Source organism: Sungkyunkwania multivorans (genome assembly GCF_042675645.1).
Taxonomy (GTDB): Bacteria; Bacteroidota; Bacteroidia; order Flavobacteriales; family Flavobacteriaceae; genus Sungkyunkwania; species Sungkyunkwania multivorans.
In genome coordinates this window covers 90699-111923 of the sequence record NZ_JBHTJH010000010.1, presented here as the reverse complement: position 1 = coordinate 111923, position 21225 = coordinate 90699, and the positions used below count along the sequence as shown (strand labels likewise).

Here is a 21225-nt window from a genome sequence, read left to right as displayed (position 1 = left end):
TTCTTTAATTTCCCCTCGCTAAAAATAAATTCAACATTAATGAGAACAATAAAATATGCTTTTCTATCGATGCTTTTTGTGTCCTTCGGTCTAAGTTTTGCTCAAGACCAAGAGCAGCCAACTGAAGAAGAAAAGAAGCCTAAAGGCCATATCAACAACAACAAATTCAGGCAACTATATCAAGAAATGGCCACGCCAAATCAATATCGTACTGCCGCTGGGGCGCCTGGTGTTGCTTATTATCAACAACAGGCAGACTACAAGATGGATATCGAGTTGGATGATAAGACCCAAAAGATCTATGGTGTAGAGACCATTACCTACCATAACAATTCACCTGATGACTTGGAATATCTTTGGGTACAGTTGGATCAGAATGTTCGTTCGGCAGACTCGCCAGCGCCACTTAGAAATGGCGGGGGAGTACCCATCGCCGAACAACCTGGTGGATTTACGGCGAAACACCTTGGAGCTGCCTTCGATGGAGGTTTCAAGATAGACTATGTGCATGACGCCAACGGAAAACCGTTGTCGCATACCATCAATCAGACCATGATGCGAATCAACTTGGCACGCCCGCTAAAGAGTGGTGAGAAGTTTTCCTTTTCTATGAAATGGTGGTACAACATCCCAGACCATACGGTAAACAGAGCGCGCTCTGGGTTCGAACACTTTCCAAAAGATGGAAACAACGCTTATGTGATCGCTCAATTTTTCCCAAGAATGTGTGTTTATAACGACGTAGAAGGTTGGCAGAACTACCAATTTTGGGGCAGCGGAGAGTTTGCATTGCCCTTTGGAGATTACGAAGTGAATATCACCGTGCCTGCGGATCATGTAGTAGATGCTACTGGTGTTCTTCAAAATAGAAAAGAGGTCTTCAGCAAAGAAATGATGAAGCGTTATGAAAAAGCTAGAAGAACCTATGACAAGCCAGTTCTTATTGTAACTCAAGAAGAAGCTGTAGCAAAGGAAAGCTCGTTTTCTGAAAAGAAAAAGACTTGGGAGTTCAAAGCCAAAAATGTTCGTGACTTCGGTTTTGCCAGTTCGCGCAAGTTCATTTGGGATATGATGGCCGTAAAAATCGGAAATAAAGATGTGATGGCCGTTTCACTGTATCCAAAGGAAGGAAATCCACTTTGGGAAGAATACTCAACCATGGCTGTGGCACAGACCTTAAAAACATATTCAAAGCACACCTTCGATTATCCTTATCACAAGGCTATTTCGGTTCATGCTAAGAATCAAGGGATGGAATATCCAATGATATGTTGGAACTACGGTCGCCCAGATGAAGAAGGCAACTACAGCGACCGTACAAAGTTTGGAATGATCTCTGTGATCATTCACGAAGTAGGACACAATTTCTTCCCGATGATCGTAAATAGTGACGAGCGTCAATGGGGATGGATGGATGAAGGTTTGGATACCTTTATGCAATATCTCACAGAACAGGAGTTTGGTAAGGAACACCCTGAAGCCATCAAGCCTAACGAGAACTACCCATCTCGTCGTGGAGCGGCGTCGAAGATCGTTCCATATATGTCTGGTGACCAAGAGTTCATCTCGCCGATCATGTCCAATCCAGAAAATGTATATCAATTAGGGCCAAATGCCTATGGCAAACCTGCCACCGCCTTGAATATTCTTAGGGAAACTGTGATGGGGAAAGAATTGTTCGATTACGCGTTCAAGACCTACGCACAGCGCTGGAAATTCAAGCATCCAACTCCAGAAGATTTCTTCCGAACCATGGAAGATGCCTCCGCCGTGGACTTAGATTGGTTTTGGAGAGGATGGTTCTATACAACAGATTATGTTGATATCGGAGTCAAAGGAGTAAAGAAATATTATGTGACCAGCAAGCCAACAAAAGCGATAAGAGAGATCATGGCGCAGCGTGGCATGAAGGCGGAAGATCTTCCACCACTGGTATTTTTGGCCGAAGAGGGAAGTGAGGACTATGACGAAAGTTTGAAGGGAAAAGATGTTTTGGAAGCTTCTCAAACACTTAAAGAGTATGTGATGGACAACCTTACACCCGCGGAGCGTGCTAAGATGAAATCACCAAAATATTTTTACGAAGTTACTTTTGACAAGCCAGGAGGAATTCCAATGCCATTGATCGTTGAGTATACCTACGAAGACGGCAGCAAGGAGACCATCAAGTATCCGGTTCAGGTATGGAGAAAGAATGATGCCGAGTGCAAAAAGGTGATCGCCTCAGAGAAAGAGATCGTTGGTATTACGGTCGATCCAAATATGGAAACGGCAGACATCGATACAACAAATAACTCATGGCCCCAGAAGCAAGAAGATAATGACTTTGACAAGTTCAAAAGTAAGGTAAAGGGGTAATTCCTTATATATTTGAATAGACCATAGGTCAGAAAAATTGAGGGGGCTGCTGTTAAAGCGGCCCTCTTTATATCCTAACTTCCGTATATTTGCATGATGTTAGTTAATATGCCATTATTTATTAGTTGGACGGAGATCGTCTTTATTATGTTTATCGTCCTGATCGTCTTTGGTGCAGATAAGATACCGGAGATCGCAAGGGGACTTGGTAAAGGTATGCGTCAACTGAAAGATGCTACCAACGAGATAAAACACGAAATATCTAAGAGTGCCGAAAAGCATGGTGTCGATACCGATATTACGAAAGAGGTCACTAAAGAGATCAATAAGGTAAAGGATGATTTTGACGATCTAACGGGTCCCATCAAACGTCAACTTTAACTATGGAAAAACTCTCGGAGCTAGATGTTGAGTTGTTGGTGTTTCTTAACGGACTAGGTTCTGAGTCCTATGATAGCTTTTGGCGTATAGCCACTAACACCATCTATTGGATTCCGGTTTTTTTGATCGTCTTTATACTTCTGCTTAAAACCTCATCTAAAAAAGAGATATTGCTTACCCTTTCGAGTATTCTTTTATTAGCACTAAGTACTGGACTGGTTGTTTTTCTTTTCAAGGAAAATGTGATGCGACTTCGGCCAAACAATGATGAAACAGTTAGTCAAATGCTACGTTTGGTGATCCGCCCGGTCAGCTATAGCTTTATTTCTGGCCATGCAGCGAATTCTATAGCCGTCACCTCTTTTGTAGTGATGGTCTTTAGAGAAAAGACCAAATGGATATATCTCTTTTGGCTATGGCCTATGTTGTTCATCTACAGTCGACTCTATTTTGGAGTCCATTATCCGTCAGATATTATTTCAGGAGTTGTAATCGGATTCTTACTTTCCTTTGCATTTTATCGATTTCATAATTTTTTAGGTGTAAAATTTAGAATTTATTAATAGATTCGGCCGAATTTTAACTAAAACCAAACTAATTATGAGATTAACCACAAAAGCGCTGCTGCTTATGGCTGCAGTGGTTGTCGTATCTTGTTCTAGAGAAGAACAAAACTCCGCTCAGGAAGAATTGCTAAGCAATGAGCTTATTGAAACTCCAAAGGATCCCTTAACCCCCCAAGAGATCAACAGAGAAATTACACAAACCATTGAATCTTCAGGCACCTTTAGTTGGTCCGATGCAAGTGACCACTTGCTATGGAGTGCCGTAATTCATGGCGATAATGTCTTAACCATTGGTTTCGGAGCCAAAGGTGAAAGTTATCGAACCTTAGGACAAAAGGACGTCGCTGGCTACAAGCAAGCGATGATCTCCGCAGCCTCCGAAATTGAGAACAGCGGTAAGAAACAGACGGAGAAGATCCTCATTAACGAGAATGAAGTGCTGAATGTTTTCGATATCAAGGTAGAAAAGATAGCGACCATCCAAGCTTTGAGAAAGATGGAAGGACTTCGCTATATCGAGGCTAGTGGATACCGCTACGTAGACATCGAAAGACAAACGGCTTCGGGGTCTGGATGTGACACTTCTGGCGCTACTTTAGATTCTCAAGACTATAGAACGATCGCGCCAAATGCACGTGTGCCATGGACCTTTGACCAGCACAATATCACGCAAGCATGGGATTATAGTACTGGTAGTGGTATCGGGATTGCCGTAATCGATACTGGACTCTCATCAAATCAGCCATTACTGAACAGTAGTGGTATCAATGATGGCTATTCTACAGGAAGAACAGTGAAGAAATTTGGTGTTTATGTAGATTCTTGGTGGCCTTGGTCCAATAATACAGATGGACCTAACGATAAATGCGGGCACGGTACTAGCATGTCTGCTGCGGCGGCGGCTCCCAGAAATGATGATAATCTCCCGGTTGGTGTTGCCTATAATGCTAATTTGATCTCCTATCGCGCTACTAGCGATGTAGTACTAGATGGTTATCAAGAACAAAGAGGGGTAGCCAGAGCTTTAAGAGAAGCGGGCGATAGAAGCGATGTAAAGATCATTTCCATGTCTATCGGATACCCGTTCTCGATAGGGAGAATCAAAGATGCCGTGCGATATGCTTATGGAAAAGGGAAGTTGATATTCGCTGCAGGAGGTACTTCGACTAGCTTTACAAGCTTTGTTGGTGTCATTTTCCCAGCCAATATGAGCGAGGCAATCGCCGTCACTGGAATTAGAGATGATGGCTATAACACATGCGATATTTGCCACGACGGTAGTAAGATCGAATTTACCGTTGTCATGGAGCGTCGAAATACTGGAAAGAAAATGCCAGTACTTGGATTTAACAGCGGTCAGAATGACTATGTTGGTGGATCCTCGGTAGCTACAGCGACCACGGCAGGTATTGCTGCATTGGTTTGGGCTAAGAATCCAGGATGGAGTCGTTCTCAGGTGCTTAACAAACTAAGGCAATCTGCGGATTTCTATCCAAATAAAGATTCAGACCACGGCTATGGGAATATCGATGCTTTAAAAGCTGTTCAATAAATAAAATTCCCCAACCTAACCAGTATTCCAATTGTAATTGGGAAATTGGTAAACCCCAACTTGATTTAGTCTCGTTGGGGTTTATTTTTTTAACAACTGTAAATAGTGGTCTCTCGACAATTCCCATCGGTTTACCTCCTGCTCAAAATTAATGTTCCCAGGGATGGTGACGTATTTCCTAGCAAATGTAAATCCAAGTCGCTCCAATGTTCTATTAGGTGCTGGATTTAACGCATAGGGCTCACAATAGAGTTTCGCTAACCGATACGTTTCGAAGAAAAAAGGCAATGCCAGTTTTATAAGCTTGGTTCCAGCTCCTTTTTTTCGATGGGTGCCATCCCATAGATGAAGATGCATGGATGCAGCCTTGTCAAATTCGATCTTATTGATGTTATTATGACCTGCCGGTCTGCCATCGATCTCCCAAATAAGGCAGTAGGATTGTTTATCACCAATCGGAAAAGAAGCTTGTTGGCTCAAATAGGTCGCGAACTGTTCCTTGCTAGGCATTTTTTTCAAGTCAACACCCATACCTATAAGATGCTCGTCAGTAGCGCTAAACCAATAGTCGACTATTAAAGGGACATCACTCTGCTTTATTTCTCTTACGGAAAACATTGTTATTGATTAGATCACGACTCTACTAATGGTTAGGCCATCACGTATTGGTAGTAAGACAGTTTCCACTCGAGGGTCATTTTTTAGCAATCGATTGTAGTCTATAAGGGCAAGGGTCGATTCATCATCACTTTTCACCTTCTCGATCACCTTCCCGCTCCACAGCACATTGTCCGATAGTATGACGCCTCCCTTATTCATTTTGGGCATCACGAGCTCAAAATACTTGGCATAATTGGGCTTGTCGGCATCAACAAAAACCAGGTCAAATTTTTGGTCTAAAGTTGGAATGATCTCGGTGGCATCTCCCAAATGTTGTATGATCTGGCTTCCCCAGGGTGAACGATCGAAATATTTACGTTGAAAATCAACCAATTCCTCATTCACGTCGATTGTGTGGAGGGAGCCATTTTTTTGCAGGCCTTCGGCTAGGCATAGTGCAGAATATCCCGTGTAGGTGCCAATTTCGAGAATATTCGTAGGAGCGACCAATTTAGAGATCATGCCAAGGATCCTTCCTTGATAGGGGCCGCTTAACATTCTTGGCTGTAAGATCTTCTGGTATGTTTCTCTGGTCAATTGTTGAAGTAATGGCGGTTCTTCTTCAGAATGTGCCATCACATATTCGTCCAATGCCTCTGGTATAAAATGCACGAGCTATCTATTTATTTTTCGTAAAGATAGGACTCATAGACCAATTCTGCTTTGGGGTGGCAATGGCTTTTCTTATTTTTACGTAAAAAGCCACTGCATGCAATTTGAAAATACATTGGAGTTCGCCAGAAAGCTAGATGCCGAAGATAACTTGAAGAAGTATAGAGAGGAATTCCACTTTCCAAAAGTAAATGATGAACAGGTCATCTATTTCACGGGAAATTCGCTAGGGCTCCAGCCCAAAAGAACAAAAAAATATATCGATGAGGTGATGACCGACTGGAAAGAATTGGCAGTAGAAGGTCATTTTTATGCCGAAAAGCCGTGGTGGGACTATCACGAGCGACTAGCGGCACCTTTGGCCAAGATCGTCGGGGCGAAGACGAATGAGGTCACCGTGATGAACACGCTTACCGTAAATCTCCATTTGTTATTGGTCTCGTTCTATCAGCCTAAAGGGGAACGATTTAAAATACTCTGCGAAGAGAAGGCCTTTCCCAGCGATCAGTACATGCTACGGAGTCAGGTGCGCTTTCATGGCTTTGACCCGACCGAGGCCATCGTTGAGGTGAATAAGCGCAAAGGAGAACATTTTTGGCGTACGGAGGATATCGTGAAGAAGATAGAAGAGGTAGGGGATGAATTGGCCTTAGTACTTATCGGAGGTGTCAATTATTACAATGGTCAGGTTTTCGATATGGAGACGATAACCAAAGCAGGACATGAAGTAGGAGCAAAAGTGGGGTGGGACCTAGCACACGCAGTGGGCAATATAGCACTTCAACTACATGACTGGAAGGTGGATTTCGCTGCGTGGTGCAGCTATAAATACATGAATTCTGGACCAGGAAATGCCTCAGGCGTGTTTATTAATGAAAAATATCTTGGAAAAAAAGGGATTCAGCGTTTCGAGGGTTGGTGGGGAACAAAAAAAGAAACGCGTTTTTTGATGAAGCCCGAATTTGAACCTATGGAAAATGCAGATGCATGGCAGCTTAGCAACGCGCCGGTACTTTCTGTTGCACCCTACCTGGCTTCTTTGTCCATGTTTGATGAGGTAGGGATGGAGGCCTTGATAGAAAAACGGAACAAGATCGTTGCCTATTTAGAATTCATTCTACACGAAATTGACAAAGAGGTCGATACGACCTTCGAGATCATCACACCCAAAGAACGCGGCACACAATTATCGGTATTCCTACATGGGGAAGGACGCAGTATCTTTGATTATCTTATGAAAAATGGTGTCATTACCGATTGGCGCGAACCTAATGTGATTCGCTTGGCACCAGCACCCTTTTATTGTTCCTATGAAGACATGTATCGATTTGGGCAGATCTTGAAGAATGGAATTTTAAAGAAATAAAAGGCCACATGTTTGCTATGTAGCCTTAATTTTAAGAGATGTTACTGGATTGACATAGGGACTTCCATTAAGAGCAGCTTGGTGTCAGTATTGGCCTTGATATGCAGTTGCTCTACCTCCCATATTCCCAAACCATCCCTAGGTTCCAACAATTCATCATTGATAGAAACGGCTCCTTCAATGACAAAGGCGTAGACACCTGTATTTTTTCCTTTCAGATCATATTGAAGCTCTTTTGATCTCTCCAACGCCCCAATATGAAACCATGCATCTTGATTGATGTGCATACTTTCGTTCTCTCCATTCGGCGAAATAAGTTGAAGAAGCTTATTGCTGTATTCTTCTGGTTGTAAAGAGATTTGATCGTAACGAGGTTCGACATTGCGTTTTTTGGGCATGATCCAGATCTGCAAAAACTTTACCTCTTTATCCGTGTTTTTGTTGTATTCGCTGTGAAATACACCTGTTCCGGCGGTCATCACTTGAACGTCTCCCTCTTTGATCACTGTTTTATTGCCCATACTATCTTCATGTTCCAAATCGCCATACAGCGGAATGGAGATGATCTCCATATTGCTGTGTGGGTGTTTTCCAAATCCCATCCCAGCAGATACGGTATCATCATTGAGTACGCGCAACACTCCAAAATTCATCCGCTTCGGATCGTGATAATTGGCAAAACTAAAGGTGTGATAACTGTTTAACCAACCATGATTTGCATGACCCCTAGTGGCCGCTTTGTGCAACACTTTTTTCATCTTAATATCCTTTCTTAAAAAAAATAATTGAATCAACCCCGACGAAGGGCGGGATCTCCCTTTTTTACTTGATCAATTTGTCGTAAAAAAGGCTCTTTTCTTACAGCTATAGCTTCTAGTTCTCCGCCAAATATTTATGTACAAGACTGATGCTCATGGCACCCTCGCCAACAGCTGAGGCCACTCTATTCATCGCACCACTTCGTACGTCGCCGGCGGCAAAAATACCGGGAATGCTGCTCTCCAAGAGAAGTGGCTCGTGTGATACCTTCCAGGTCTGAGGGCCTTTTTCATGGTCCAAGACCTTCCGACCCGTAACAAGGAATCCTTTGGTATCTTTCAATAGCTGTTTCCCTGTCCATTCGGTATAAGGCTTGGCACCAATAAAGATGAAAAGTGCTGTGGCAGATCTTTCTTGCTCGGTGTTGGTTTTGTTGTTTTTAAGGACGATGCTCTCCAGGTGATCCTTGCCTTTGGCCTCGATAATTTCCGAATGTATGACCACCTCGATATTTTGTGTATTGTCTATCTGGTCGATCAAATACTGACTCATCGTGGAAATAAGTGAGTCTCTCCGAACAACGATATAGACATTCTTGGCAAATTTGGAAAGATACATTGCGCCTTGTCCAGCGCTGTTACCACCACCTACTATGTAGACTTCTCCATCCTTACAGGTATGTGCCTCGGTGGTAGCGGCACCATAGTAGATGCCGGCTCCAGATAGCGCTTCCATTCCCTTGTTATTTAGCCTACGATAGTCAACACCAGTGGCGATGACCACAGCTTTGGTCTTTATCTCGTTTCCATCAGAAAGTTGAAGTATTTTGTATTTATCTCTGGTGTCAATGCCTTGTACTTCTAGAGGAGAGAGAAATTCTATGCCAAATCGCGAAGCTTGGGTGATAGCTCTTCTGGCCAAATCCGAGCCGCTAAGTCCATTTGGGAATCCAAGATAATTTTCGATACGCGAACTCGTTCCGGCTTGCCCACCTGGAGCCTTGCGGTCGATGAGCAACGTTTTCAATCCCTCGCTTCCTCCATATACGGCTGCTGCAAGACCAGCAGGTCCAGCCCCGATGATGGCGACGTCATATAATTCTTCGCGCGCCTTTACATTCAACCCTAATTTTTCTGCAATGTCCTTGAGCTCAGGATTTTTTAAAAAACTTCCATCTTCGAAGAACACTGTTGGAAGATCCTTTGGTTCGACCTCATTGGTCTCTATCAACTCTTTGGCGGTCTCGTTGTTTTCGATATTCAAAAATTGGTAAGGAAAAAGATTGCCTGCCAAGAAATCCTTGATATTGTGTGTCTGTGGCGAAAACTGATAGCCAACAATTCTAAGCCCTACGAAAGGAGGAGAGAAATTGGCGAGCCAATCTTGCAACACGTCATCAATCACAGGAAATAACTTCTCTTCCGGGGGATTCCAAGGTTTTAGCAAATAATAATCCAGTTGAACATCATTGATGGCTTTGATCGCCGCATCGGTGTCCGAGTAGGCAGTGAGCAGTACTCTCTTGGCCTTTGGAAACACTTGTAAGGCCTTTTCGAGAAATTCTACGCCAAGCATCTCGGGCATCCGCTGGTCGGATAGGAAGAGTGCAATTTCCTCACCCTTATTCTTTAGTTGTTTGACGGCCTCAATAGCTTCATTGGCTGAGTCTGTAGCAATAATTCGATAATCGCTGCGATATCTCGATCGAAGGTCCGATTTGATGACCGTAAGTACCTGCGGGTCGTCATCGATGGCAAGGATTATTGGTTTTTTCATGCTTTCTTTTTCCGTGGTTGATAGTTAGCAATTTTATTTAATGGGAAGACAAACTTCAAAGGTGGTTTCGCCAGGTTCGGAATTTACTTTGATTTCGCCTTTGTGCTGTTTTACGATCTTCAGCACAATATCTAGACCTAAACCGGTGCCTTGTCCCATTTCCTTCGTAGTGTAGAAGGGTTCAAAGATGCGATTCACAATGTCCTCTGGGATGCCATGGCCATTATCGGTCACATAGACGCTTACAAAGTTGTTGGTCTTCTCCGTGGTAATATTCAATAGGCCTCCTTCATCGGGAAGCGCGTCGATAGCATTATCTATAAGGTTGGTCCATATTTGGTTAAGCTCTCCTGGCAGTCCTTTGATCTTAGGGACATCATTGGAAAAGTTGGTGGTCACCTCATGACCGACTTTGATAAGCTTGTGATTTAGCACGTTCAGCGTATTCTGGATTCCTTCGTGAATGTCCAACAATTGGAAATCCAAATTTCGATCCATGTAGGAATAGGATTTCACTGATTTGATCAATGTTTCAATGCGGTCTGAGGCCTCTCTGATCTCGTCAACCGTTTTTTGAGTGGTCATGTTTTGGATGATCCATTTTAAAACGGGATTGAAATCTTCCTCCCTAAGCAAGTCCTTTACGCGAAGCAGGTCGTCTGTATCAAATTGATAATCGACTAACAGCGGAATAAGGTCATATTTATCGTCAAGACTACATTCAGAGAACCAATCGTATAGCTCGTCTTCGAGCTCCGATCGTTCAAGGATCGAGAGGTTGGATGGTTTCTGCGAGAGTTTTTGGAACATAAAGTCATTGATCTCATCGATCACCTTATCGTCGGTTTTGATCTTAATCACCTTCTTAAAATCTGCTGGTAAAGACGTAAGATGTTGTTGCAACAAGGAGGCACTTCTCACAATGGCTGATGCAGGATTATTCAACTCATGGGCTAGGCCCGCCGACAATTTCCCTAAAGCGATAAGTTTTTCATTTTGAACCTCCATATGTGTGGTGTTCCTGATCCGGTTGTTCATCTCATGGACAAGCACTTCGGTAAGCTCGTGGTTTCCGGTGATGAGCGAGGTCATTTTATCTCTAGGTAGTTTCGCTATTTTAGAGGGTGTAAGGGCCACCCCAGAGGCGGTTGCCGTCTTGGCTCGAGAATACGGAAGCAGTCCGGTGATGTCATGTTTTTTAAAGGTGCCGAAGGTTTTTTTGTTATTTCCATTCTGAAAATAGACCTCGAACTCGCCTTCAAGAATAAGAATCATATGATCCACAGGATTGCCTTTTTCAAAAAGAAAATCGCCTGACTTTAGCTCATCGATCTCTACATGTTCGCATAACCACTCCAACTGCGCTGTTGGAATATTTTCTAGAAGAGGAAACGCCTCAAGCTCGGAGCGTTGTAAGGTTGGCATAGCGGATTTTTTTGATAGTTAAAGTTACATAAATGCCAGGTTGGGACAAAATGCTAGATTGATGATGTATTGGTACTTAGGTAATCGATATCCATGCGATCTTTTCTAGCGATCAGATTTCAGGTCTTTTAAAAAAGTTCAAAATAATCATTAGATAGTCGCCTTTGATCAAATAGTGCTATCTTAGAATGCTGAAAACCAATCAGCTTGAACTCGTTACACCTAATTCTTTCTAATTTACGATACTTTGCACCTGCATGGGTATTCGCATCCCTCAATATCATGGTTGGTACTTGGGTGCTCTACATTCCATATGTAAAAGACAAATTGTCCATTGATGATTCACAATTGGGTATCGCATTACTCTGTTTTGGTATGGGTACCTTGACCATGATTCCGATTTCTTCCAAAATCATCAGTCTCATCGGTCTTGGGAAGACCACTCTTTTTGGAATAACGTTATTTTCGGTCTTATTTCTTGCGCCAATAGTTGCTTCTAGCTATGTGTTGCTTTGTATAACGCTTTATCTCGTAGGATTAATGGCTTGCCTTACAGATGTTGCAATGAATGCGCTAGTCTCTGAGATCGAACAAGAAGATAGGGTTCATATCATGTCGGCATCCCATGGGTTCTTCAGTTTAGGGGGAGTGCTTGGCGCGGGAATCGGTAGTGTGGTCATCACCTATTTTGAAGTTCCGCTGACACATATGCTATTGGCGATGTCCGGGGTGGTGGTCACCAATCTTTTAATTGCCAAATCGTATCTTAACATCAAAGGAAAAAAGGCAGAGCGAGCAGCCAATTCCTTCAATTTAAAGTTGCTGAGACCGCTTTTGGGTTTAACGATCATCGCCTTTTTGATCATGGGAAGTGAAGGGGCCATAGAGCATTGGAGTAAGTTGTATCTGCAGGATGTGGTCAATGTGTTATCTGAAAGCACTGCCGGTTTGGGTTTTGTCGCTTTTTCAGCAACGATGACCTTGGGACGATTCTTCGGTGATGCGGTGAGTAAGCGCTTTGGTCCTTTGGCCATTATCATTGGAGGATGTTTGATCAGTGTGGCTGGTTTTTTAGCGGTACTTACCACAGGATTAGTTGCCAGTATTTTTGGGTTTGGATTGATCGGGCTAGGTTTTTCAGTGATCATCCCAGAATTGTTCCGCTTGGCAGGAAAGACCGAAGGCATCTCTGCTGCAGAGGGAATTTCCTTCGTTGCCGGATTCGGTTACGTCGGTTTTCTGGTTAGCCCCGCATTCCTAGGATTTCTATCCGATATAGGAACTTTGACCTTGAGTTTTACCGCGCTCTTGATCACGACGAGCGTGGCTATGTTAACCACCTTATTTTTAAAGAGAAGGAGTGTTTAAAGCTACTTTACGGAAATGTTGCTGAAACTCAGCGTCCAATTCCCTTCATCTTTTTTATGCGTCTTGGCGATCTTTAGCCCTTTGAAATCCTCGTAATTTTCCCACGAAGTCACAAGTGAAGGTGCTTCCGTATTCGCTTTTCTGAAGACCCACTCTCTGATGATCAGATCATCGCCAAAATAGAGATCATAGGCATCGCCAGGTGTATAACCGCCCTTGTCGCCATATACAATAGTAAGTTTTTGCATTGCTGTTTTGCTTATAGGAGCAGTAGCTTTTTCTTCATGTGTATATTCAAAGCTTTCACAATCCCAAACAAGATTAAATGGCGCCAACAGCCAGTATTTGTCATTGATAAAGCCACCATCGGTTTTTATCAGCGTAGAATCGATGATGCCTATTCGTGTATACCTTATCGTATCTTTACCCATAACCACAGAAACGTCATTCGTTTTCGGTTTCCAGGTCCAATGACGCTCAAAATGGTTTCCATCCCTGTCCACATTAAAAGTGTATTGAATTTCGTTAACGTTCTTCCAGTTTTCAAGACCGTGTGCGTTGGCTACTTTTTCTAGAAGCGTGAGTTCTTTTTGAACAACAGTTTCTTTTTTGCTGATAGGAGCCCGTGCCTTTTCTTCAGGCTTGCACGATATCATAGATAAAAGTGCAAGGGATAAGATGGTGATTTTTAGTTCCATGGTTTCTGGTTTTCGATAAAATTAGTAATTTAAACATCAAAAGACCAACCGCTATGGAATTACAGAAAGAATATCACAATGGCGACCTTACCATTGTGTGGAAACCCGAGAGATGTCAGCATGCAGGCATTTGTGTAAAAATGCTACCTGAGGTATACAATCCAAAGGAAAAGCCTTGGATAAAGGCCGAGAATGCAAGTGTAGAAGCGCTTAAAGATCAAATTAGTAAATGTCCTTCTGGGGCGCTGACCTATTATATGAAAGACGACACTAAAACATCTACTGCGACCGTTCAAGTTGTGGATAATGAAGAAAAAAAGCGTTTTGAAGCAGAGGTAAAAGGGAAGATCGCTTTTATAGAATACATTCGTGCCAAGGGAAGTATTTATCTTACCCACACCGAAGTGCCGATCGAACTCGAAGGGAATGGCGTTGGGTCGGCATTGGTAAGAGAGGTATTGACACGTATAGATAGATCCGGCGAGAAATTGGCACCACTTTGTCCTTTTGTAGCTGCGTACATGAAGCGTCATCCCGAATGGAAGAAGCTGTTGGCCGAAGGATATAATGTATGAAATGAAAATTTGTCAGGATGCATTTGATCGTCAGAGTTTTGGTATTTTTTTTGTGGTGAAGATGTAGAGCACTTTTGTTGATAATATTAATTTTAAACTAATTTGTTATGAAACAGCCGATTAATTTAAAGTTATTAGGAGTAAAAGGTGACCGCTTTTTGTTGCAATATCCTAACCTTTCCGTACCAATTGAAGTTAGCAAGGAACTACTACTCAAGTTAAAGCACAGCAAAGACTACCGGATTGTCGATTCTCACTTTACACATTTGAAACAGCGCGATGATCAACGACATTTAGCTATGAGCGTAATGAAGACAAAAGAAGCCTCGACCTATTGAGGCTTTTATTTTGTCCGATGTTTTTTGAAGTGACTCAATTAATAGCGACGAACAAATGCCCCGGGTCAACAGAATATACGAAACGCTATGAATTGATCAACGAGGAGCGCTTCGATATGATCATCATTGATATTGGACTTCCGGGAATGGACGGTCTTTCACTCATGAAAAAAGTGAAGAGGCTTAGACCAAATTTACCCATATTGATATTAAGCATGTATTTGGGGAGAGCGCTCGCCAAAAAGATACTTTCGGCAGCGGCAGATGGCCATCTTTCCAAGAAAGCAAATAAGAAGGAGTTATTTAAGGCCATAGAAAAATTTGCAACTGGAGGAACCTGCTATGGAAATGAGATAACCTCTATCATGGCCGATTTGATCAATTGCAAAACATCCCATACATCTGTAGCAAAGAAGGAGTTCACCAAAAGAGAACGGGAGGTCTTAAGGCTCATCTGTCAAGAATACTCGAGTAAGGAAATAGCCGATAGACTATGCATAGGGGTAACTACCGTGGAAACGCACAGAAGAAGTATGTTACAAAAGACAAACTCCAAGAATGTCATTGGCCTTATTCGCTTCGCCGTACAAAATGAACTTGCACTTTGGCATTAGCATCAAAAGTGAAGATCGACTTTCTCCGACAAGATACTTGTGCATACATTAAAATTAGTGATAATGGTATTGGAATGAATGCGCATAGGATGGACACCTGTAAAGGAATTGGCTGTAAGAATCTCTTTTCAAGGGTAGCACTTCTCTGGGGAAAGATAGACTTGAGATCGGTGTACACCAAAGGTGCTACTATAGTGGGTCAACTCTCAATATAGCTTCCCAAAAGTATCATTTTTTCTCTTGGTTTATTCACGTGAAGAAAACTAGCAATTGCCGTGAACGAGGATTCGGATTCGTCAATAATACCATGGTTTTCAAGTAGATAGAATCGTTGTTTGCAAGGATTTTATCACATCTCCTCTTGGTATACATTTGTTATATACGATTTGTTACAAATGTAGCTGGGATGCATACCGCTGATTTGTTGTCAAAAATGAATCGATTCTGATGGGCGAAAACCGAAAAGCCTTTTGAATAGAGTAGGTACACTAACAAAACCAATGATCATGAAAAATCGCAAATTAAAATTTATTCTTGTTAGCATTCTCACTTTTGCAATGCTATCGATGTTTGTCACTTCTTGTAGCAAAGATGATAATCAAAATGACCTAGAGACTAATGAGGTCATTCAAACCGATAATGATATTCTCGCTAAAGCCCTGCAAACCGAAGAAGTGCTAAATTTTCAGAGTACCATTCACGGTGGGGAATTGGCTCTAGACCAAGCGACCTACGAAGAAGTTGCAGACGAAAATGGCGACAAGGATGGTGCCTTTATCACCATACCCATCAGGTCGTATGTCGCCAATCAATCGAAAGGCCTTTACATTCATTATGATTTTTTGACCAAAGAATTCAAACACGAGGTCATCGCTGTTACTTTCGGTCAATCATTCGTAGATCAGGTAAAGGGGTCAAGATTGGATTCGATCGATCATTTATCAGATTCAGAGGTGGAAAATTTGGGGCTTAGCTATTCAGCGACGTATGAGTTCTTTGCTTTAGATGGTGTATTGTCGGGCCGATTGACCTATGAAGACAATATATTGATCGAAGACTATGAGAACAGTTCAAGAGTGAGCTACTGGTGTTTGTTTAAATGTATGGTTGGCAAATTAAGCTGGAGAGAGCGAATCAGCTGTGGCTGGGCCGCGATATCTTGTATATCTGGAAATTGGGTCTCTTGTGTATGGAACATCTATCGATGTGCCAAAAATGGTCCTCGATATTACAGAGATTGTAGACGAAGATGTTAAAACCAGCATACCTTGAGTTAAAGTAATTATTGATAACTAAAGCTCGTCTTGACCATATACTTATGTCTAAGTCGATACGCTGAAAAGAATGTGGTGTTGACAGAAATGGATAAGTAAAGACCACAATCTGAAGAGGTGCAGACCGAAGGTGGTTAAGACGAGTTTTAAATGTTTACAAGTGGCTGTTTGCCATTTTCAAGTATGCCAAAGCCCAGTATTTCAATATATCGGGTTTGGCTTTTTAAAAATTAAAATTGACAAAATGAAAACTACCAATCGCCAATCTATCCTCTTTTTGATCATCATTTTCTTTTTTTTCTTGAATACGAATATCCTTTCTGCCCAATGGCGATATCAATCGAGCAGCATCACCAATAGCATATTTCGATATGGAAATGTTGGCATCGGAGGTTATCCATATTACAAACTCGATGTTAAAGGTTCCTTTAGGTGCTATTCCCTTAGCACAACATCCGATAAAAGATTCAAAAAGGATATAAAGGATATTGCTTCTGCTTTAACTATGATCAATGAATTACAAGGTGTGACGTATATGTTTGATAGGTCCCAGCAAAGAGAAGGAGAGTCCTTTCCTGAAGGACTCAATATCGGCTTGATTGCGCAGGATGTTAAGAAAGTGCTTCCCGAATTGGTGTTCGAAGATGGACAAGGAATTTACTCGGTCAATTATATCGGAATCATACCTATTCTTATCGAAGCAACGAAAGAACTAAACGAACAGCTATTAGAGAAAGAGGCACAACTCGCAGAAGTCGAAGAAAGAGTACGAAGGCTGGAAGAGCAGATCATCGCTTTAGGTAAAACCAACACGATCGAAGCAACTGAGGGTTATTTTTTGGAGCAGAACAGGCCGAATCCTGCTGAAAATAGTACGAAGATCCAGTATAGAACTCCTTTGGAAGCCAAAAATATCGCTTTAAAAGTTTTCAACGCAAATGGAACGCTGATATGGCAAAGGATAGTACATCCATCTTTTGAAGGGGAAGTCGATATCCCTACGAATACCTTTAAAGCAGGCGTGTACATCTATGCGCTGACAATAGGAGATAGGATAATGACCTCCAAAAAACTGATCGTTAAATAATTGGAGACTATTCAATCGGATAGATTTTTAATAGGAAATGAAAGGGGATGCTCGTTTTTATGAGCATCCCCTTTCAAAGTAGTGAGAATTAGGTAGGGGATATGATCATATCTCCCTCAACTAGATCTATTTTACGGTCAAGGTATTGTCTGTCGATGTTGGATTTAACGGACAGAAGTATACGTATTCTCCTTTTATCAATTTTGTGGGTTGCGAAGCCTGCGTGCTTCCTGTAGCAACTGCTTTGGTCACATAAGCCGTTTTGATGTGGTTCGCAGGATTGCTTATATCCTGCCCTTTTTTTACCAAGACAAATCCGACATCATGTCCAACCCCGTTATTAGAGATCTCGAAGACATACGTGCCTTCTTTTACGGTGAGTTGCTTTTGGGTGAATTCACCTTTTGTCTGCTCCAATGCAATAGTATTGGTTGCCTTTTCTTTAGTCATTTCTTGGGCATTTCCTGTAAATACCATTCCGATGACCAATGCTAATAATGTGATTATATTTTTCATAAGTTCTTTTTGTGATTAACTCCGTTGAATCTTCGATTTACTGCGCCCGCTTACCGGACATGCAGAGAAACTGGAGTCTATTGTTATTATTTATAAGGATTTTACTAAAGACCCATCAGATTTCAAAACCCGACAGGTCTGGATTGAAAATTATACTAATTCAGCTTCCAAAGGCTGCGCCACTGGAAAGTCTACAGGAACTTGTGTTGTGCTATGAATATAATTAGAGATGGTCTTATCTCCGACCAAGGCGATGGTATCGATCAAATTCTCTTTAGTGTATCCCGCAGCGAAGAAGTTGTCTAAGACATCCGCCTCAGTACGCCCTCTGTTTTCAGTGATGTTCTTTGATAGACGTGCCAACGCATCCAATTTATGGTCAAAAGAGGCGTTTCCTGACCTTAGCTCTAAGATCTCCGCATCACTAAAACCGTTCATCTTTCCTATGGCGGTGTGCGCGGACAAACAATAGATACAATTGTTCACTTGGCTTACGGCTAGATTTACTACTTCCTTTTCTTTGGCTGAAAGCGAAGTTTTGGCGCCCGAAAATGTAAGGTAGTTGCTCAAGGCGTTGTCCGAATAGGCATATGTTGCATATAAGTTAGGTACGAAACCTAATTTACTTTGAAGGTTGTCAAATATCGCTTGATTGTTTGTGCTCACTTCTTTTCTGGTTGGTACTTTGAATGTGCTCATAATTTTGTTTTTTGTTTCAATGTCATCCCGAGCTTGTCGAGAGATATGAAAGGTTTATAATGATTAAAAAATGTTGATTAAAATTTCAGGTACAAATATCCGTGGTACTTGTAAAGGAATCCATGATGAATCTTCCTTTATTATTGTCAATTTTTCCTAAATTGATTTACTGCTTGTTACAAAGGGCTTCTCTACGTCACAATAGAAGTCATGGTGAGCCTTTTGCTCACAATGGCTTTCAGTGTTAAGGGTGGTCATTACCCTTTGCTTTCCTCTTCGGAAGATGTCTATTAAATTGAAAATTGATTTGTTCATCTCGTACTTGTTTAAATTTGATGGTACAAAGATGCGGCATAGAAGGGCGCTCTAAAAGGTGAAGAATTCCCGAGAACTTGTCAATTTTTCCTTAAATAAATGATTTAGGTCTAATACTCGGTAGAAGGTGTGAGTGAAGGTGATGGATTATTGACTGAACAATAATATCAGTTGAAGCGCTTTGCTATATGGATATGTATAGGTTAGAAAAGGTAGGTCGAATGAAAAGACGTAAAGAATGAGCATACGGATACACTCGGCCCATTTGAAAATGATGAGGTCAATTCTTACCGAAAAAATAAAAAACAGGCATCATTTTCACTTCGTTATATCGAAGTGATCATAAATAACTATATCCGATTATCAATTTCCTCGAGAATTACGAGGATTATAGAAAACGTTTCCAAAACCACGTGCAGAGATCATCCTGAACAGTGCCTGGCTAGATCGGTATAGTCGATTTGACCTTATAAAAGAAGTAAGAAGGTCGGATATGGCTATTCCTGGTCCTTTTTCATTCGTTCGATCTTCTCCTTTTCGCGTTCTTTACGTTCTTTTTTGGCCAGTAAGTTTTCGGTGAAATGTACACCATCGTCGTGCATATCGGCCAAGGTGACATCTTTGTTGGGTTCTTTTTTATGCATTTTTATTTTCAAATTAAAAAAAGTTGTATTGATAGCACGTTAAGGTCCTGTTAATTAATGAAATCCTGGGAAAATTAATTGATTCGTAGTCCTTTTAAACATCGATGAGCTTCTCAAGATGGAAGATTTTCATTTTTCTATTCATAGCTTTTCTAAGAACAACAGAGGCTTTCTGGTTAGAAAGCCTCAACTAATTTAAATATCTTATGATGTTCCGTATCTTCTTTAACTGGCCGCCAAACGCTTCCCCAGGATAGGGATATCGGCCCGGTAGAACCAAAGAATAATGGCGCTCAATGTAAAAGTAACAATCGCAGTGGCAAACAAGACGCCACCATCACCTCTTACCTCAATGCCCAATTGGGTAAGGTGCATCATAATGGCCCCGCCTATAATCCCTAAGGTCAAGGTGGCTCCAAGCCATGCCGTTCGAGGAATCAAAATTAGGATACCCGCGATCAACTCGGCAATACCAATACCAATACGGCCAATAGGTTCGAGACCGACCGTCTCAAAAATGTAAATACTATCAGGGTGTGCGGTAAATTTGAATCGTAAGGTCTGGATCAGGATCACCGCTACGGCGATACGTAAGATCAATGGAAGGTATTTTTTCATAAGGTTGGTTTTGATTTACTTAAAAGTAGCATTTTGTGTCACTTCCTTACAAAAAGTGCTATTTAAGCAATTTGATGTATGCTTACGAACTATTTCTTTAATTGTGGTGGCTTTGGCAATGCAACATAGGTTGCATCACCTGCTACCTTAGGCCAATCCCATGCCTCCCATTTTCTCTTGGCAGTTTCGATCTGTTCTTTTGAAGTGGCGACAAAATTCCAGAAGATGTGGCGTTCCTCGGGAAAAGCTTCTCCACCAAAGAGTAAAAGATGGGTGTTGGGCTGTATTGTGATGTTGCAGATATCTTCAGCCTTGCTTACCAGCATATTTCCTTCGGTGATGGTCTCGTCACAGGCGTCGATACTTCCGCTTACAATACAGATCCCTATTTCGCCTTTCAAATATCCTTCTGCTTTGAAATCATATGCGGATGAGGTAGTGACCTCCACCATAAACAATTCAGAATGTACTGGGACCGGCGATTCTTTGCCAAAGCCTTTTCCAGCGATCAACGCAAATGAGGCATCTCCGTCGTTCCAGCGCGGCAAGGCATCCGCATCGATATGGTGAAATTCTGGGTTGGTGTCTTCTAGCGCCTTAGGCAAGGCCACCCAGATCTGGTAACCATGCATGGTCATCGTGCGTCCATCTCGCAGGTGTTGTGGAGTACGTTCGGTATGGGCACAACCTTTACCTGCAACCATCCAATTAACAGAACCAGGGGTGATGTTCTGCTTGGTGCCTAGACTATCTTCGTGCATGATCTCTCCTTCCAAGAGATAGGTAAGCGTGGCCAAGCCAATGTGAGGATGCTGGTCAACATCAAGATAATGTCCTGGACCGATCTCAGAGGGTCCCATATGGTCGATAAAGATGAAAGGCCCGACCATGCGCTTCTTTCTGAACGGTATTAATCTTCCAACTAAAAAATCGCCGATATCACGGCTGCGCTCTTCAATAATGAGATCTGTATTGGACATCGCTTTTTTCTTTTAAAAATACGAAGATGTCGTATGTTCTAAAA

At 42.0% G+C, this 21225-nt stretch carries 23 protein-coding genes; 12 read left to right on the top strand and 11 right to left on the bottom strand.

Features of this window, described 5'->3' with window-relative positions:
- The first annotated feature begins 39 nt into the window (after window positions 1-39).
- The 4 genes from ACFQ1M_RS10645 to ACFQ1M_RS10630 all read left to right on the top strand — a co-directional run bounded on the left by ACFQ1M_RS10645 (window position 40) and on the right by ACFQ1M_RS10630 (window position 4857).
- Window positions 40-2358 (top strand): M1 family metallopeptidase, encoded by a 2319-nt coding sequence (locus tag ACFQ1M_RS10645; RefSeq protein ID WP_386407999.1) that lies wholly within the window; start codon window positions 40-42, stop codon window positions 2356-2358.
- 108 nt (window positions 2359-2466) lie between these two features.
- The gene (locus ACFQ1M_RS10640) at window positions 2467-2739 is read left to right on the top strand and encodes a Sec-independent protein translocase subunit TatA/TatB (protein WP_386407997.1); all 273 of its coding nucleotides are present in this window, start codon (window positions 2467-2469) and stop codon (window positions 2737-2739) included.
- 2 nt (window positions 2740-2741) lie between these two features.
- Entirely contained in the window at window positions 2742-3302 is a 561-nt protein-coding gene (locus ACFQ1M_RS10635) for a phosphatase PAP2 family protein (RefSeq protein ID WP_386407995.1), read from the top strand.
- 37 nt (window positions 3303-3339) lie between these two features.
- Window positions 3340-4857 (top strand): S8 family peptidase, encoded by a 1518-nt coding sequence (locus ACFQ1M_RS10630; protein ID WP_386407993.1) that lies wholly within the window; start codon window positions 3340-3342, stop codon window positions 4855-4857.
- Between the two features lie 81 nt (window positions 4858-4938).
- Here the strand turns inward: ACFQ1M_RS10630 and ACFQ1M_RS10625 are convergent, their stop codons facing one another.
- Window positions 4939-5475, bottom strand: a complete 537-nt coding sequence (locus tag ACFQ1M_RS10625) for a GNAT family N-acetyltransferase (RefSeq protein ID WP_386407991.1) — start codon at window positions 5473-5475, stop codon at window positions 4939-4941.
- A gap of 9 nt (window positions 5476-5484) precedes the next feature.
- Complete coding sequence (locus ACFQ1M_RS10620) at window positions 5485-6129, bottom strand: O-methyltransferase (protein ID WP_386407989.1); 645 nt, start codon at window positions 6127-6129, stop codon at window positions 5485-5487.
- Window positions 6130-6226: 97 nt separating this feature from the next.
- Here ACFQ1M_RS10620 and kynU point away from each other — a divergent pair, with 97 nt between their 5' ends.
- Complete coding sequence (kynU, locus tag ACFQ1M_RS10615; protein ID WP_386407987.1) at window positions 6227-7495, top strand: kynureninase; 1269 nt, start codon at window positions 6227-6229, stop codon at window positions 7493-7495.
- Between the two features lie 41 nt (window positions 7496-7536).
- Here the strand turns inward: kynU and ACFQ1M_RS10610 are convergent, their stop codons facing one another.
- From ACFQ1M_RS10610 to ACFQ1M_RS10600, 3 genes are all read right to left on the bottom strand, one after another.
- Window positions 7537-8253, bottom strand: coding sequence for a pirin family protein (locus tag ACFQ1M_RS10610; RefSeq protein ID WP_386407985.1), 717 nt, complete (start codon window positions 8251-8253; stop codon window positions 7537-7539).
- A 115-nt stretch (window positions 8254-8368) separates the two neighbouring features.
- Window positions 8369-10030 carry an FAD-dependent oxidoreductase gene (locus ACFQ1M_RS10605; protein ID WP_386407983.1) on the bottom strand — a complete coding sequence of 554 codons (1662 nt, stop codon included), beginning with the start codon at window positions 10028-10030 and terminating at the stop codon, window positions 8369-8371.
- Between the two features lie 33 nt (window positions 10031-10063).
- Window positions 10064-11455: an ATP-binding protein gene (locus tag ACFQ1M_RS10600; protein WP_386407981.1), complete on the bottom strand. Its 1392-nt coding sequence runs from the start codon at window positions 11453-11455 to the stop codon at window positions 10064-10066.
- 207 nt (window positions 11456-11662) lie between these two features.
- Here ACFQ1M_RS10600 and ACFQ1M_RS10595 point away from each other — a divergent pair, with 207 nt between their 5' ends.
- Window positions 11663-12823: an MFS transporter gene (locus tag ACFQ1M_RS10595; RefSeq protein WP_386407979.1), complete on the top strand. Its 1161-nt coding sequence runs from the start codon at window positions 11663-11665 to the stop codon at window positions 12821-12823.
- A 2-nt stretch (window positions 12824-12825) separates the two neighbouring features.
- Here ACFQ1M_RS10595 and ACFQ1M_RS10590 read toward each other — a convergent pair whose 3' ends face one another.
- Window positions 12826-13521: a hypothetical protein gene (locus tag ACFQ1M_RS10590; protein ID WP_386407977.1), complete on the bottom strand. Its 696-nt coding sequence runs from the start codon at window positions 13519-13521 to the stop codon at window positions 12826-12828.
- Window positions 13522-13574: 53 nt separating this feature from the next.
- On the opposite strand from ACFQ1M_RS10590, the gene ACFQ1M_RS10585 reads away from it, so the two are divergent.
- The 6 genes from ACFQ1M_RS10585 (at window position 13575) to ACFQ1M_RS10560 (ending at window position 17409) form a co-directional block, all read left to right on the top strand.
- Window positions 13575-14096, top strand: a complete 522-nt coding sequence (locus ACFQ1M_RS10585; RefSeq protein ID WP_386407975.1) for a (4Fe-4S)-binding protein — start codon at window positions 13575-13577, stop codon at window positions 14094-14096.
- Window positions 14097-14203: 107 nt separating this feature from the next.
- A complete protein-coding gene (locus ACFQ1M_RS10580; protein ID WP_386407973.1) occupies window positions 14204-14434 on the top strand; it encodes a hypothetical protein in 231 nt (76 codons plus the stop codon).
- A gap of 29 nt (window positions 14435-14463) precedes the next feature.
- On the top strand, window positions 14464-15048 hold the full coding sequence (locus ACFQ1M_RS10575) for a response regulator (RefSeq protein WP_386407971.1): 585 nt from the start codon (window positions 14464-14466) through the stop codon (window positions 15046-15048).
- Window positions 15039-15263 carry a hypothetical protein gene (locus ACFQ1M_RS10570; RefSeq protein WP_386407969.1) on the top strand — a complete coding sequence of 75 codons (225 nt, stop codon included), beginning with the start codon at window positions 15039-15041 and terminating at the stop codon, window positions 15261-15263. The genes ACFQ1M_RS10575 and ACFQ1M_RS10570 overlap by 10 nt, the downstream gene beginning before the upstream one ends.
- 291 nt (window positions 15264-15554) lie before the next feature.
- Window positions 15555-16304 (top strand): hypothetical protein, encoded by a 750-nt coding sequence (locus ACFQ1M_RS10565; protein WP_386407967.1) that lies wholly within the window; start codon window positions 15555-15557, stop codon window positions 16302-16304.
- A gap of 262 nt (window positions 16305-16566) precedes the next feature.
- Window positions 16567-17409, top strand: a complete 843-nt coding sequence (locus ACFQ1M_RS10560; RefSeq protein WP_386407965.1) for a tail fiber domain-containing protein — start codon at window positions 16567-16569, stop codon at window positions 17407-17409.
- A 126-nt stretch (window positions 17410-17535) separates the two neighbouring features.
- Here ACFQ1M_RS10560 and ACFQ1M_RS10555 read toward each other — a convergent pair whose 3' ends face one another.
- From ACFQ1M_RS10555 to ACFQ1M_RS10535, 5 genes are all read right to left on the bottom strand, one after another.
- Window positions 17536-17925, bottom strand: coding sequence for a cupredoxin domain-containing protein (locus ACFQ1M_RS10555; RefSeq protein ID WP_386407963.1), 390 nt, complete (start codon window positions 17923-17925; stop codon window positions 17536-17538).
- A gap of 150 nt (window positions 17926-18075) precedes the next feature.
- Window positions 18076-18624, bottom strand: coding sequence for a carboxymuconolactone decarboxylase family protein (locus ACFQ1M_RS10550; RefSeq protein WP_386407961.1), 549 nt, complete (start codon window positions 18622-18624; stop codon window positions 18076-18078).
- A gap of 812 nt (window positions 18625-19436) precedes the next feature.
- Window positions 19437-19583 (bottom strand): hypothetical protein, encoded by a 147-nt coding sequence (locus tag ACFQ1M_RS10545; RefSeq protein WP_386407959.1) that lies wholly within the window; start codon window positions 19581-19583, stop codon window positions 19437-19439.
- Between the two features lie 225 nt (window positions 19584-19808).
- Window positions 19809-20201, bottom strand: a complete 393-nt coding sequence (locus ACFQ1M_RS10540) for a DoxX family membrane protein (RefSeq protein WP_386407957.1) — start codon at window positions 20199-20201, stop codon at window positions 19809-19811.
- A gap of 89 nt (window positions 20202-20290) precedes the next feature.
- Entirely contained in the window at window positions 20291-21181 is an 891-nt protein-coding gene (locus ACFQ1M_RS10535; RefSeq protein ID WP_386407956.1) for a pirin family protein, read from the bottom strand.
- Between the last annotated feature and the right edge of the window lie 44 nt (window positions 21182-21225).

What these genes read in the sequence shown, in the direction of transcription:
- ACFQ1M_RS10580 (WP_386407973.1), top strand. Translation starts at nt 14,204, where the DNA reads ATGAAACAGCCGATTAATTTAAAGTTATTAGGAGTAAAAGGTGACCGC.
- ACFQ1M_RS10610 (WP_386407985.1), bottom strand. Translation starts at nt 8,253, where the DNA reads ATGAAAAAAGTGTTGCACAAAGCGGCCACTAGGGGTCATGCAAATCAT.
- ACFQ1M_RS10625 (WP_386407991.1), bottom strand. Translation starts at nt 5,475, where the DNA reads ATGTTTTCCGTAAGAGAAATAAAGCAGAGTGATGTCCCTTTAATAGTC.
- ACFQ1M_RS10585 (WP_386407975.1), top strand. Translation starts at nt 13,575, where the DNA reads ATGGAATTACAGAAAGAATATCACAATGGCGACCTTACCATTGTGTGG.
- ACFQ1M_RS10545 (WP_386407959.1), bottom strand. Translation starts at nt 19,583, where the DNA reads ATGCATAAAAAAGAACCCAACAAAGATGTCACCTTGGCCGATATGCAC.
- ACFQ1M_RS10565 (WP_386407967.1), top strand. Translation starts at nt 15,555, where the DNA reads ATGAAAAATCGCAAATTAAAATTTATTCTTGTTAGCATTCTCACTTTT.
- ACFQ1M_RS10555 (WP_386407963.1), bottom strand. Translation starts at nt 17,925, where the DNA reads ATGAAAAATATAATCACATTATTAGCATTGGTCATCGGAATGGTATTT.
- ACFQ1M_RS10640 (WP_386407997.1), top strand. Translation starts at nt 2,467, where the DNA reads ATGCCATTATTTATTAGTTGGACGGAGATCGTCTTTATTATGTTTATC.
- ACFQ1M_RS10540 (WP_386407957.1), bottom strand. Translation starts at nt 20,201, where the DNA reads ATGAAAAAATACCTTCCATTGATCTTACGTATCGCCGTAGCGGTGATC.
- ACFQ1M_RS10535 (WP_386407956.1), bottom strand. Translation starts at nt 21,181, where the DNA reads ATGTCCAATACAGATCTCATTATTGAAGAGCGCAGCCGTGATATCGGC.
- kynU (WP_386407987.1), top strand. Translation starts at nt 6,227, where the DNA reads ATGCAATTTGAAAATACATTGGAGTTCGCCAGAAAGCTAGATGCCGAA.
- ACFQ1M_RS10560 (WP_386407965.1), top strand. Translation starts at nt 16,567, where the DNA reads ATGAAAACTACCAATCGCCAATCTATCCTCTTTTTGATCATCATTTTC.
- ACFQ1M_RS10590 (WP_386407977.1), bottom strand. Translation starts at nt 13,521, where the DNA reads ATGGAACTAAAAATCACCATCTTATCCCTTGCACTTTTATCTATGATA.
- ACFQ1M_RS10630 (WP_386407993.1), top strand. Translation starts at nt 3,340, where the DNA reads ATGAGATTAACCACAAAAGCGCTGCTGCTTATGGCTGCAGTGGTTGTC.
- ACFQ1M_RS10645 (WP_386407999.1), top strand. Translation starts at nt 40, where the DNA reads ATGAGAACAATAAAATATGCTTTTCTATCGATGCTTTTTGTGTCCTTC.
- ACFQ1M_RS10550 (WP_386407961.1), bottom strand. Translation starts at nt 18,624, where the DNA reads ATGAGCACATTCAAAGTACCAACCAGAAAAGAAGTGAGCACAAACAAT.
- ACFQ1M_RS10605 (WP_386407983.1), bottom strand. Translation starts at nt 10,030, where the DNA reads ATGAAAAAACCAATAATCCTTGCCATCGATGACGACCCGCAGGTACTT.
- ACFQ1M_RS10600 (WP_386407981.1), bottom strand. Translation starts at nt 11,455, where the DNA reads ATGCCAACCTTACAACGCTCCGAGCTTGAGGCGTTTCCTCTTCTAGAA.
- ACFQ1M_RS10635 (WP_386407995.1), top strand. Translation starts at nt 2,742, where the DNA reads ATGGAAAAACTCTCGGAGCTAGATGTTGAGTTGTTGGTGTTTCTTAAC.